Raw genomic sequence first — 12,241 nt, forward strand, 5'->3', positions numbered from 1 at the left:
GCGCCTTTAAATAACGGCTTACCATAGCAAAAATAGTAATCGATATAGAAATATAAACGCTTTTAATGACAAATAATAACGCTTTAGCACTTGTATTTTGACCAGGACCAAGTATAATAAGAGTTGGAAGTTATGATTGAACGGATTATAACTTCTGAATATTCAGTCTCTGCCTAATAATTCCTTATTACTTAATAAATACAAACTTTATAGCAGAAGATACATCTATATCTATATTACTTTCTAGAGAAGCAGTTATGAAAAATTTTCATAACTGCTTTTGTGTTAATTAGGATTAATTTCGAACTTTTGATTAATTGGTGGGAAGGTTGGAAGTTTAAGTGGCGTGACATGCCATTGAGTAAATAAAATAGAAGTTAAGAGGATAAAGGGAACATCCTCTGGCTTATTAATTTCGCACGTCAATACAACACCTTTATCACCCATCATGGTTTTAACATTGGCTACCTTTTTGATACCAGATCTAAAGGTATAAGTACCATGTTTGATACTACCAGTTACGACGTAGTTAAGCTGAGTGAGATAAAAAATATTAGTTCTAGGAGTGTTTAATTTTTTTACGCCAACAAGAGAGTGGTTTACCACATCAATGGTAAAAGAAGCTATCAGACCAGCACCGTCAGAAAAAAGACGGCCCACTTCCTTATTATTTATATCATTCAAATAAAGAGTATGATTGGGATTATCTAGGTTGCCTTGAATAAAGAATTTAACCTGACCATTAGAAGCAATGACAGGTATTTGGCCGTAATCCTTTTCTTGATTAAGCTCTAACCAAAACAACATATTTTTCACCTCTATTTTTGTTGATTATCTTTAATGAATTGATTAAGAATATAGGCTACTCCATCTTCATTATTATTCTTGGTGGTAACTTGAGCGATGTCTTTTATTAAAGGAATCGCATTGCCCATTGCTACGCCGACACCTGCTGCGCGAATCATGCTTTCATCATTTAGATTATCTCCAATAGCGGCGATTTCGTCTTTTTTAATATTTTTTAATTTGGCATAATCCAGCAATGCAAGCCCCTTTTGTGCCTCGTCCGCATTAATTTCAATATTTGAAGATGAGCTAGAGGTAATAACTAGGTCGCCTAATTCGGCGATTTCTTTTTTTACATCGGCAAAAGCTTCGTGTCCGCGTGAATCAAAAGCAATAAATTTCATCACTTCGATTTCGGGATCAGCCAGCAATTCCGTAAAACTAGGAACCTGCTTCATATTCATAATTGTTTTATTACCGGCAGAAATTGCGACAGCTTGACGGAAGTCGAGCAGAGGATTTAAATCAACCATCAAGTGCGCTACATTAGTAATTCGTTGCTCTAAGTTTTCACTATAAACTTGATTTTCGGTAACGACTTCAAAGTAAAATCCAGCCTTATAAAGGAGGTTAACAATTTGGATGGCCTTCTGAGTAGGGATACTGTGTTTGACCATTAATTGACCTGCTTCGTTAAATACTAGAGCACCATTTAGGTTGATAAAGCCAGTATGCAAATTTGCATCTCTTAAAATAGAACGTGATTCACGTGGGGCGCGACCCGTCGCAATCAGAAATTCAATTCCATTATTTTGTGCATTTTTCACAGCTTGAGTATTTGCTTCTGAAACGGTCATATTTGAATTAAAAAGAGTACCATCTAAATCGCAAGCAACTAATTTGATCATAAATTTCCTCCCAATTACTGTTAAATTAATGATACCATAAAGAGGATTAGAAAAGAGGGTGTAAGACTTGGCTAAAGAATTAATTGGCAATGATTGGGATCAAGTATTAGATCCAGTCTTTGCAAGTGAGAAATATCACGAACTTCATAACTTTCTAAGAGAAGAATACTCTACTAAGCAAATTTATCCTGACATGTATCATATATTCACAGCTTTCAAATTAACTCCCTTTGCTAAAACAAAGGTAGTCATTTTGGGACAAGATCCATACCATAATCCTGGACAGGCAAATGGGATGAGTTTTTCTGTCATGCCAGGTACACCACTTCCGCCATCACTTAAAAACATCTATAAAGAACTTTATGATGATGTTGGTGCACAGCCAGTTAACCATGGTTATTTGAAAAAATGGGCAGATCAAGGCGTATTGCTTTTGAATGCCGTTTTGACCGTACCATATGGACACGCAAATGGCCATCAAGGTAAAGGCTGGGAAGATGTCACAGATACGGCAATTAAGGCGTTAAGTGAACGTGGCAAGGTGGTTTTCATCTTATGGGGCAGATTTGCGCAAAACAAAATCCCATTAATTGATCAAAGTAAGAACTTTATTATAAAATCATCTCATCCAAGTCCATTTTCGGCTGATCGTGGATTCTTTGGCTCAAGACCATTTTCACGTTGTAATGCGGCATTAGTTAAATTTGGTGAGACACCGATTGATTGGCAATTGCCGAAAACTGTAAGTAAATCAGACATAGCATAAAAGAGGTATTAAAATGAGCGTATTTTCATTATTTAAAAAACAAGTTGAAGCAGCACCAGAAAAAAAGAGAATCGTTTTTCCAGAAAGTGACGATCTTAGAGTTTTAACTGCAGTATCAAATTTGAATAAAGATGGCATTATCGAACCAATTTTAATTGGTAAAAAAGAAGATGTTGAAAAGTTAGCTGCAGACAACAATTTAGATATTGAAGGCGTAAAGATTTATGATCAAAACAATTATGCTGATTTAGACGAAATGGCTGAAGCTTTTGTTAAGGCTAGAAGAAAGGATACCAGCATTGCTGAAGCTAAAGCCAAGTTGGCAAAAGGCAATTACTTTGGCACTATGCTGGTAAAAATGGGCCTAGCTGATGGGATGGTATCAGGTGCGGCTCATTCAACTGCCAACACTGTTTTACCTGCTTTACAACTTATTCACGCTGCTAAGTGGATGCACAGAGTATCAGGAGCCTTCGTTATGGAAAAAGGCGATGAAAGATATATCTTTGCCGACTGTGCAATTAATATCAATCCTGATGAAGAAACTTTAGCTGAAATTGGCTATCAATCAGCATTGACCGCTAAGATGGCAGATATTGATCCTAAGGTTGCCTTTTTAAGCTTTTCAACTAAAGGTTCTGCCGAAGGCCCAATGGTAGATAAGGTTCATGATGCAGCTGCCATGTTCCAAAAAGATCACCCAGAAATCCCTGGTGATGGTGAATTACAATTTGATGCCGCATTTGTTCCTGCTGTTGGTGAAAAGAAAGCTCCAGGTTCAAAGGTTGCTGGTCATGCAAATGTCTTTGTTTTCCCAGAACTTCAATCAGGTAACATTGCCTATAAGATGGTTCAACGTCTTGGTGGCTTTACTGCTGTTGGCCCAATTTTACAAGGACTTGCTGCTCCAGTAAATGACTTGTCTCGTGGCTGCAGTGAACAAGATATCTATGACTTGGCAATTGTTACCGCAGCTCAAGCTCTAGCAAAGGATGAAAATTAATGACAAAATTAGAGATTAATTCTGCTGAGGATATGCAAAAATTAGGTGCTTCTTTGGCAAAAACTGCTAAACCACATGATTTGTTATTGCTAAATGGTGATTTAGGAGCTGGTAAAACTACTATGACTCAAGGATTGGGACGTGAGCTTGGGATTCATCGCCCAGTAAAAAGCCCAACTTTTACCATTGTCCGTGAATACCGTGAAGCTAAGATGCCGCTTTTTCATATGGACTTTTACCGTTTGGAAAATGATGATTTATCTTCAATCGATTTGGAAGGTTACTTAGCAGAACCTGGCTTGGTAGTCATTGAATGGCCACAATTGGTAATGAATGATTTGCCAGATGAATATTTGCAATTGACGATTACCAGAGTTGATGATAGTTGGGACTCAACCAAGCGTGTGGTTGAATTCAATGCTCATGGTAAGCGTAACAAAGAATGGGTTAAAGACGCATTAGCAGAATATAATAGATAATAGGATTGCTAAAAAAGATCTTGAATAAGTATTAGTGTTACTTGTTCAAGATCTTTTTGTGTAATAAATTAGTTATTATTTATTTCGCTTGCGATTAATTGTAATAAATCCTCACTTTGATTACATGAACCTGAACGATCAAGAAAACTGTGGTCCATTCCTTTGTAGAAGACTTCTTCTACATTTTTACCGGCCTGACGTAATTTTGGGGCAAAGTATTTATTACTTTGTAAATAATAGTCAAATTCTGCTTCGTTAATAGTAATATCTGGAAATTTGCTAAAGTCATGCGAATAAACAGGACTGATTAAAGGATTTTCGACATTCTCAATGCCAGGATAAAGCAAACGAATGACATTATTAACATAAATAAATTTGTTTAGACGAGCGCGAATAAAAGGTTCATCGGTGGGATCCATGTCATAATCAGAATATTGCCAATGATAAATTGTCTTGCTAGTGTCAGTAATATCTATAGCTGCATACATTGGAAAAAGATGCCGAATTTGATGCTTGTTGTCTGTTAAACGGCAGGCAACGTAAAGCTCACCACCAGCACTATCGCCGGTCATATAAATTTGTGTATCATTAAAACCAATTTTATTTTGGTGAGTCATAATCCAATCAATCGAATTTTTAATATCAAGATAGGCACCTGAAAATGGAGTTTCTGGAGCTAACCGATATGCTCATGAAACAATGATAAAGTCACCTGCATCTGCTAAATATCTACATCGAGGATTGAAACTATCAAGTGTTCCAGCATAAAAGCCCCCGCCATGAACAAAAATTAGACATTCGCCATTAGTTCTTTCAGGTGTGTAAATTCGAGCAGGAATAGCATGATTATCTAATGGAATTAAAATATCATTTTCTGCAACTCTTAAAATATCGGTTTTAATTTCAGGATAGCCACCAAGCATAGACTTGAAGTCCAGGTTGTCTAACGTAACGGGATGTTCAATATTCTTTTCACTATAAAGATGATTAGGATCTAGCCTTGCTTTAACTTTAGGATCAAGTAATCCAGTTTTATCACCATAAATCGTATTTTTTATAATTATGAAATGCTTCTTTCTAAATTTGATAAATTAAATTCTTGATAGCTTCATCGCCGAATTGCTTTTCTTGATTAATCAAAATACCTGCACAGGCTTCGCTGTCACTTAGAGCGTTATGGTGATGCCATAATTCAACATCAAGTGCTTCAGATACCGTATCTAATTTATGGTTAGGTAATTCCGGTTCAAATTTTTTGCTAGTTGCCAAAGTATCGATTACTAAATAATGCGGCTCAGAAATATTATAGCGAGCTAAACTTTGGCGCATGACATTAGTATCAAATCTAGCATTGTGAGCTGCCACGAGCATGCCAGGTTGATATAGTCCTTTGATTTTAGGCCAAACTTCAGCCATAGTTGGGGCATTTTTAACATCCTCCGCTGTAATTTGGTGTACTTGAATGTTACGTGCATCAAACGGCATTTGTGGATTAATTACCGTGTAAAAATGGTCAACGATTTTAGTATTTCTAACCATAACTAAGGCGAGTGAGCAGGCACTTTCAGGATAATGGTTAGCTGTTTCGAAGTCCATTGCAATAAAGTTCATAAGATTCTCCTTTTGAAAAAGTATAACATTTTTAATGATGAAGCTAGGCCTTTTATGCGGTAAAATAAAACAAGAAACAAAACTAGGAGGCAAAATTGTGGAATTACTTGATTTAAAAGAGCAAGGAATTGATATTAAAGAGCAAATTCCATTAAGTAGATATACTTTTACCAAAACTGGTGGTGCGGCTGAATATTTAGCCTTTCCTAAAAGTACTGAAGAAGTGGAAAAATTAGTAAAAGTTACTCGTGAAAATAAAATTCCATTAACAATTATTGGTAATGCCTCGAATTTAATCATTCGCGATGGCGGAATTGATGGCTTAGTTATAATTTTAACTGACTTAAAAAAGATTGAAGTAAAAGGTAATAAGGTAACTGCTGATGCTGGTGCAAGAATTATCGATACAGCATTTACAGCAGCTCATCATGGTTTAAGTGGCATGGAATTTGCGGCAGGAATTCCTGGCAGCATTGGCGGCGGTGTGTTCATGAATGCTGGTGCCTATGGCGGTGAAATGCAAGAAGTTGTAGAGAGCGTTAAGGTTTTAACGCGCGATGACGAATTAAAAACATACTCTAATAAGGAAATGGAATTTTCATACCGTCATTCATTGGTGCAAGATAATGGCGATATCGTTTTAAGTGCAACCTTTAGTTTGAAGCCAGGCGACAAGCTCGAGATCTTGGACCACATGCATTATTTGAATGCCTTGCGTCAATATAAGCAGCCACTCGAATATCCTTCATGTGGTAGCGTATTTAAGCGTCCAACAGGACACTTCGTAGGTCCAATGATTATTAAAGCGGGACTGCAAGGTAAACAAATTGGTGGTGCGCAAGACTCAACTAAGCATGCCGGATTTATTGTCAATAAGGGTGGCGCCACTGCAACGGATTACCTTAATTTAATTCACCTTATTCAAAAGACAATTAAAGAAAAGTTCGATATAGATTTACATACCGAAGTTCGTATTATCGGTAAGGAAAAATAGAATAGATTACGAGACAAGCTACAGGCTGCAAAGCTTATAGCTATTTTTTATGGGGATGGAAATGGATATTATTAAGTTAAAGCATATTACCAAACAATATGACGATGGTTTTGTTGCACTTAAGGATATAAATTTAACAATTGAATCAGGTAAGTTTTATTCATTACTTGGTCCCAGCGGGTCAGGCAAATCCACTATCTTACGGATTATTGCTGGATTTACTCAACCGACTGACGGAAAAGTTTATTTTGATGGAAAAGACATTACTAATCTTGATGCGGCAAAACGGCACATCAACACTGTCTTTCAGAATTACGCGCTTTTTCCGCATTTAAATGTTTTTGAGAACGTTGCCTTTGGTTTAAAAATAAAAAAGAAGCCGATGAATGAAATTAAACCGGCTGTCAAAGATGCTCTGCATATGGTACGGCTGGACGGTTACGCAAACCGTGAAATTTCTGAACTTAGTGGTGGTCAGCAGCAGCGTGTAGCCATTGCACGGGCAATAGTAAATGAACCTAAGGTGCTTTTACTTGATGAATCATTATCTGCTTTAGATAAAAGATTGCGTAAGGATATGCAGTTTGAGTTAAGAGCAATTCAAAAGAAGCTGGGTATTACCTTCATTTTTGTTACGCACGATCAGGAAGAGGCTCTTTCGATGAGTGATGAGATTTTTGTCTTAAATGATGGCAAAATTCAGCAAAGTGGTAGTCCTGTAGCTATTTATGATGAACCGGTTAATGATTTTGTCGCTCGTTTTATTGGGGACTCAAATATTTTATCTGGTCGGATGATCAAAGACTATGAAGTAGAATTTGCCAATAATAAATTTAAATGTGCAGATGGTGGGATCAAGCCTAATGAAAAAGTGGAGGTCGTAATTCGACCAGAAGACTTAGATATCGTTGATCCTGAAAAGGGCAAGATTGTAGTTACTGCACAAACGCAATTGTTTTTAGGGGATCACTTCGAAATTAAGGCAATTGATGCTAATGAAAACGAATGGCTGATTCATTCAACTAATGGCGTAAAACTGGGACAAAGAATAGGCTTATTCTTTGATCCAGAAGATATCCATGTAATGCGTCTCAATGAAAGCCAAGCAGACTTTGATGCCAGAATTGAGAAATACGAGGGGGATGAAAATGAAGACTAGGAAAGCTCTATTCTTGATTCCTTATCTGATGTGGATCATCCTGTTTGTTTTTTTGCCAATTCTGTTGATCTTATGGTATTCATTCACGGATAGCAACAGAAGTTTTACCTTGAATAATTATGCCGCATTCTTTAGGAATGGTACCTTTTTGCGCATGATGCTTAATTCGTTCTGGTATGCGTTGTTGATAACTTTGATTACTTTACTAATATCTTATCCAGCGGCATATTTTTTAACCAAAATGAAAAATCAACAGTTATGGCTGCTGCTGATCATTTTGCCAACTTGGATTAATTTGCTTCTTAAGGCATATGCGTTTATTGGAATTTTAGGTAACAACGGCCTAGTTAATAAATTTCTACAGTTGTTTGGGATTGGACCGGTAAATATTCTCTTTACGGATTTTGCTTTTATTTTTGTAGCAACCTACATTGAAATTCCATTTATGATTTTGCCAATTTTTAATGCGATTAAAGAGATCAATCCGGCCGTTATTCAAGCCTCAGAAGATTTGGGTGCCAGTCGTTGGCAAACATTTAAATACGTATTGTGGCCACTATCTCGTCCAGGCGTAGAAAGCGGTGTTCAGGCGATTTTTATCCCATCGCTATCTTTGTTTATGCTCACCAGATTAATTGGTGGTAACCGTGTTATTACCTTAGGTACGGCAATTGAAGAGTATTTCATGACCACCATGAACTGGAATATGGGTGCGACGATTGGCGTAATTTTGATTGTATTGATGGTAATTGCCATGCTCATTACCAGTAGAAAAGCTAGAAGAAAGAAGGTTGACTTATGAGAAACAGACATTTAATTGCTAGAGTCTACCTATCTTTGACACTAGTTTTGCTCTATGTTCCTATCTTTTATTTGATCTACTTTTCTTTTTCTAGTGGAAAGAACATGAATAAATTTGAGCATTTTACTTTTGTTCATTATCAAACGCTTTTTCAAGATAATCGTTTGTTGGCTATCTTTTTGGAAACAATTTTGTTAGCACTTCTTTCTAGTTTAATTGCAACGATCATTGGTACTTTTGGTGCAATTGCGATTAATGGTATGAGAAAAGAAGCACACATAAAGACCACTTTAGCATTAAATAATGTGTTGATGGTATCGCCAGATGTAATTATTGGTGCCAGCTTTTTGATCTTCTTCACTGCACTGGGTATTGGCTTAAACTTTGGCTCAGTTTTGCTCAGTCACATTGCGTTTTCAATTCCAATTGTAGTGTTGATGGTTCTGCCGCGACTTAATGAAATGGATACCTCTTTAATTGATGCGGCACGAGATTTAGGTGCCAACTCCTGGCAGGTATTTAGCAACGTGCTCATTCCGGCAATTATGCCAGGAATTTTTTCAGGCATGTTCATGGCATTGACATATTCGCTAGACGACTTTGCGGTAACGTTCTTTGTTACTGGTAACGGCTTTTCAACTTTGTCTGTAGAAATTTATTCAAGAGCGCGCCAAGGGATCGATCTAGAAATCAATGCTTTAAGTACAGTGATGTTTTTATTCGTATTACTTTTGGTAGGAAGTTATTACTTTATCACCACTAAAAAGAGCAGACGCAAGAATCATAGAGTGATAGGAGGATTGGTCAAATGAAAAAGATTTTCATTGCAATCATTTCAATTCTCTTAGTTTGCTTAGGTCTTGCTGGTCTGGCTCATCACTTAGAAAAACCGGCTGCCGGAGGAAAAGGCCAAAGCTTAATCATTTATAATTGGGGTGATTATCTAGACCCTAAGCTGATCAAGAAATTTGAGAAGCAATCTGGTTATCATGTGGTTTATGAAACATTTGATTCTAACGAAGCGATGTACACTAAGATTAAACAAGGTGGTACCGCATACGATTTGACCATTCCATCTGAATATATGGTTACCAAGATGCGTAAAGCTCACTTGCTTGATCGATTAGATAAGCAAAAAATTCCTAATATGAAATATATTGGCAAAAACTTTTTGCATAAATCATTTGATGCAGAAAATGACTATTCAGTACCATATTTCTGGGGTACTTTAGGGATCGTCTACAATGATAAATTTGTCAAAAAAGGTGCAATTAAAACTTGGAATGATCTTTGGTCAAAGAAATATCGTCATCAGATCTTGCTAGTTGATTCAGCTAGGGATGCAATGGGTATGTCACTAGTATCATTAGGCTATTCAATGAATACGACTAGCAGCATGAAACTGAATTTAGCCCAAACTAAATTGGACGGATTAGGTCCTAATATTAAGGCGATTATTTCGGATGAAATGCGAATGTACATGATCCAAAATGAGGCTGCAATTGGTGTTACCTGGTCAGGGGAAGCGCACGAAATGATGGAAAGCAATCACCATTTGCATTATGTAGTGCCAAAAGAGGGATCAAATTTGTGGTTTGATAACTTCGTTGTTCCTAAAACGGCTAAAAATAAAAAGGCCGCTTATGAGTTTATTAACTTCATGCTAGAGCCAAAGAATGCAGCACAAAATGCCAAGTATGTTGGCTATGCCACTCCAAACGTAGCTGCTCAAAAATTGTTGCCTAAGTATATTAGAGAAGATCGTCAATTTTACCCTGATCAAACTACGTTGCGTCACTTGCAAGTCTTTAAAGATTTAGGTCCAAAAAAGATGCAAGAATATAATGATCTATTTTTAGAATTTAAAATGTATGCACGATAAAAGAGGTTAGTTATAATTAAAGAAGAAAGGAGTTCTCAATGCATTTTGATGTTTCTAATCTATTTACATGGAACAACCTGTCGATAGCGTTAGATGTATTAATCATTTGGTATTTGGTATACTGCTTGTTTATGATGATTCGCGGTACCAAGGCAGTGCAACTAGCTAAAGGTATTGTTTTCATTTTCATCGTTAGAATTGTAGCAGGATTACTCCAGCTGCATGCCGTAACCTATATCGTCGATCAGATTGTTTCGTGGGCGGTAATCGGAATTATTGTCATCTTCCAGCCTGAAATTCGTAGAGGGCTGGAGCGTTTAGGTCGAACTCCAATTTTTAATGGACGAGGCGAAAGTCCACATGATCAATCAGTAAGAATGGTCAAAGAATTGGATAAAGCCATTCACTATATGTCCAAAAGAAGAATTGGTGCTTTGATCACAATTCAACAGGACACGGGATTGGATGATTATATTGAAACCGGGATTAAGCTGGATGCAGATATTACGGGAGAATTACTAATCAATATTTTCATTCCAAATACTCCTCTGCATGATGGTGCGGTAATTATCAACAATAATCGCATCGCCGTAGCTGCTGCCTATTTGCCTTTGTCCGACAACAATATGATTCCTAAGCGATTGGGAACAAGACACAGGGCTGCCGTCGGGATTTCAGAAGTAACGGACGCTGTTACTATCGTTGTTTCTGAAGAAACTGGTGGCGTAACTATTACTAAGAATGGTCGTTTTCTTTTAGACCTTTCACGAGATGAATATTTGAAGTACCTCAATGCGCAATTGGTTCCTAAGGAAGAAAAGAAGATTCCTTGGTACAAGCGTGTAATTAACAAAGTTTGGAAATGGGGTGCAGACCGATGAAAGATTTTTGGAATAAACGTTGGTTTATTAAAGTGGTCTCACTACTATTGGCAATTTTATTGGTAATTTATATTGACTCAACGCAAACTGGTTTTGTAACGCAAGGCGAACCGAGAAAAACAAGGGAAACAGCCAATGAAACTCAAACAATCAGTGTACCTTTGCAAGTTTCAATTGATACAGACAAGTATTATGTTGTTGGCTATCCAGAAAAAGTGAAGATCACTTTGGAAGGATCTAATGCATTAGTTACTTCAACGGTTAACACGCAGAGTTTCAGAGCCTACATCGATTTGACTCATAGAAAAATAGGCAAGCAGATCGTTAAGGTGCAAGTTACTGGACTTAATAGTCAATTATCATATACGATTAATCCGGCAACGGTTAATGTGGATATTGAACGAAGAAAATCCCGTACCATGCCAGTTCAAATAGAGTATAATAAAAATGCTGTTGCAAATGGATATAATATTGGCAAGCCCACAGTTGATCCACAAAAAGTGGAGGTAACCGGTGCTAAGGGCGAAGTAAACCAAATTGATCAAATTGTTGCTAAGCTTCCGCTTCCTAATGGCATTAATCACACTTATGAAAGACAAGTGATTTTGGTTGCTGAAGATAGTAAGGGAAGACAATTAAATGCGGTCATTACTCCTTCGACTGCAACTGCCAAACTTCCTGTTTCACTATCTAAGAAAACTGTTAAATTGAATCTAAGACCTAAGAATGAAAAGAATAATAAGGTCTATTCCGTAACGGCTAAAAGAGATAAGGTAACTTTATATGGGCAAAAATCCGTTTTAGCGAAAATCAATCAGCTAAATGTGGACGTCGATTTAAAGGGTATTGATTCGCCAACTGTAAGAAATTATTCTTTGGTATTGCCTAAGGGAGTTGCAAGAGCTGATCCTGCGGAAGTACAAATATCCATTAAGGTTAAAAACTCAAGCAATTAATAAAATAGCAAGAA

General features: G+C 36.9%; 14 protein-coding genes and 1 pseudogene. 10 read left to right on the forward strand and 5 right to left on the reverse strand.

What is annotated here, in order from left to right:
* Positions 1-285 precede the first annotated feature (285 nt).
* Both LA20531_RS09195 and LA20531_RS09200 read right to left on the reverse strand, forming a co-directional pair.
* The gene (locus LA20531_RS09195) at positions 286-807 is read right to left on the reverse strand and encodes a hypothetical protein (protein ID WP_056940536.1); all 522 of its coding nucleotides are present in this window, start codon (positions 805-807) and stop codon (positions 286-288) included.
* Between the two features lie 11 nt (positions 808-818).
* Positions 819-1,694: a Cof-type HAD-IIB family hydrolase gene (locus LA20531_RS09200; RefSeq protein WP_056940535.1), complete on the reverse strand. Its 876-nt coding sequence runs from the start codon at positions 1,692-1,694 to the stop codon at positions 819-821.
* A 67-nt stretch (positions 1,695-1,761) separates the two neighbouring features.
* Here LA20531_RS09200 and LA20531_RS09205 point away from each other — a divergent pair, with 67 nt between their 5' ends.
* The 3 genes from LA20531_RS09205 to tsaE are packed head-to-tail and all read left to right on the forward strand — an operon-like array spanning position 1,762 to position 3,942.
* Entirely contained in the window at positions 1,762-2,460 is a 699-nt protein-coding gene (locus LA20531_RS09205) for a uracil-DNA glycosylase (RefSeq protein ID WP_013641676.1), read from the forward strand.
* Positions 2,461-2,473: 13 nt separating this feature from the next.
* On the forward strand, positions 2,474-3,463 hold the full coding sequence (pta, locus tag LA20531_RS09210) for a phosphate acetyltransferase (RefSeq protein ID WP_056940534.1): 990 nt from the start codon (positions 2,474-2,476) through the stop codon (positions 3,461-3,463).
* Positions 3,463-3,942 carry a tRNA (adenosine(37)-N6)-threonylcarbamoyltransferase complex ATPase subunit type 1 TsaE gene (tsaE, locus tag LA20531_RS09215; RefSeq protein WP_056940533.1) on the forward strand — a complete coding sequence of 160 codons (480 nt, stop codon included), beginning with the start codon at positions 3,463-3,465 and terminating at the stop codon, positions 3,940-3,942. The genes pta and tsaE overlap by 1 nt, the downstream gene beginning before the upstream one ends.
* Positions 3,943-4,010: 68 nt before the next feature.
* On the opposite strand, the pseudogene LA20531_RS09220 reads toward tsaE, so the two are convergent.
* From LA20531_RS09220 to LA20531_RS09230, 3 genes and pseudogenes are all read right to left on the reverse strand, one after another.
* Positions 4,011-4,616, reverse strand: a pseudogene (locus LA20531_RS09220) (alpha/beta hydrolase fold domain-containing protein); the annotation flags it as partial.
* 15 nt (positions 4,617-4,631) lie between these two features.
* Positions 4,632-4,865 carry an alpha/beta hydrolase gene (locus LA20531_RS09225; RefSeq protein ID WP_056940531.1) on the reverse strand — a complete coding sequence of 78 codons (234 nt, stop codon included), beginning with the start codon at positions 4,863-4,865 and terminating at the stop codon, positions 4,632-4,634.
* A 154-nt stretch (positions 4,866-5,019) separates the two neighbouring features.
* Positions 5,020-5,553: a 3'-5' exonuclease gene (locus tag LA20531_RS09230; RefSeq protein ID WP_056940530.1), complete on the reverse strand. Its 534-nt coding sequence runs from the start codon at positions 5,551-5,553 to the stop codon at positions 5,020-5,022.
* 97 nt (positions 5,554-5,650) lie between these two features.
* Here LA20531_RS09230 and murB point away from each other — a divergent pair, with 97 nt between their 5' ends.
* From murB to LA20531_RS09265, 7 genes are all read left to right on the forward strand, one after another.
* Positions 5,651-6,547: a UDP-N-acetylmuramate dehydrogenase gene (gene murB / locus LA20531_RS09235; RefSeq protein WP_056940529.1), complete on the forward strand. Its 897-nt coding sequence runs from the start codon at positions 5,651-5,653 to the stop codon at positions 6,545-6,547.
* Positions 6,548-6,608: 61 nt separating this feature from the next.
* Entirely contained in the window at positions 6,609-7,706 is a 1,098-nt protein-coding gene (locus LA20531_RS09240; protein WP_056940528.1) for an ABC transporter ATP-binding protein, read from the forward strand.
* Positions 7,696-8,508 carry an ABC transporter permease gene (locus tag LA20531_RS09245; RefSeq protein WP_056940527.1) on the forward strand — a complete coding sequence of 271 codons (813 nt, stop codon included), beginning with the start codon at positions 7,696-7,698 and terminating at the stop codon, positions 8,506-8,508. Before LA20531_RS09240 ends, LA20531_RS09245 begins: the two co-directional genes overlap by 11 nt.
* Positions 8,505-9,320 carry an ABC transporter permease gene (locus tag LA20531_RS09250; RefSeq protein ID WP_056940526.1) on the forward strand — a complete coding sequence of 272 codons (816 nt, stop codon included), beginning with the start codon at positions 8,505-8,507 and terminating at the stop codon, positions 9,318-9,320. The genes LA20531_RS09245 and LA20531_RS09250 overlap by 4 nt, the downstream gene beginning before the upstream one ends.
* Positions 9,317-10,390: an ABC transporter substrate-binding protein gene (locus LA20531_RS09255; protein WP_013437520.1), complete on the forward strand. Its 1,074-nt coding sequence runs from the start codon at positions 9,317-9,319 to the stop codon at positions 10,388-10,390. Before LA20531_RS09250 ends, LA20531_RS09255 begins: the two co-directional genes overlap by 4 nt.
* Positions 10,391-10,428: 38 nt before the next feature.
* Entirely contained in the window at positions 10,429-11,271 is an 843-nt protein-coding gene (gene cdaA / locus LA20531_RS09260; protein ID WP_056940525.1) for a diadenylate cyclase CdaA, read from the forward strand.
* On the forward strand, positions 11,268-12,227 hold the full coding sequence (locus tag LA20531_RS09265; RefSeq protein WP_056940524.1) for a CdaR family protein: 960 nt from the start codon (positions 11,268-11,270) through the stop codon (positions 12,225-12,227). Before cdaA ends, LA20531_RS09265 begins: the two co-directional genes overlap by 4 nt.
* Positions 12,228-12,241 lie beyond the last annotated feature (14 nt).

Origin of the sequence: Lactobacillus amylovorus DSM 20531 (assembly GCF_002706375.1) — a bacterium.
Classification (GTDB): Bacteria; Bacillota; Bacilli; order Lactobacillales; family Lactobacillaceae; genus Lactobacillus; species Lactobacillus amylovorus.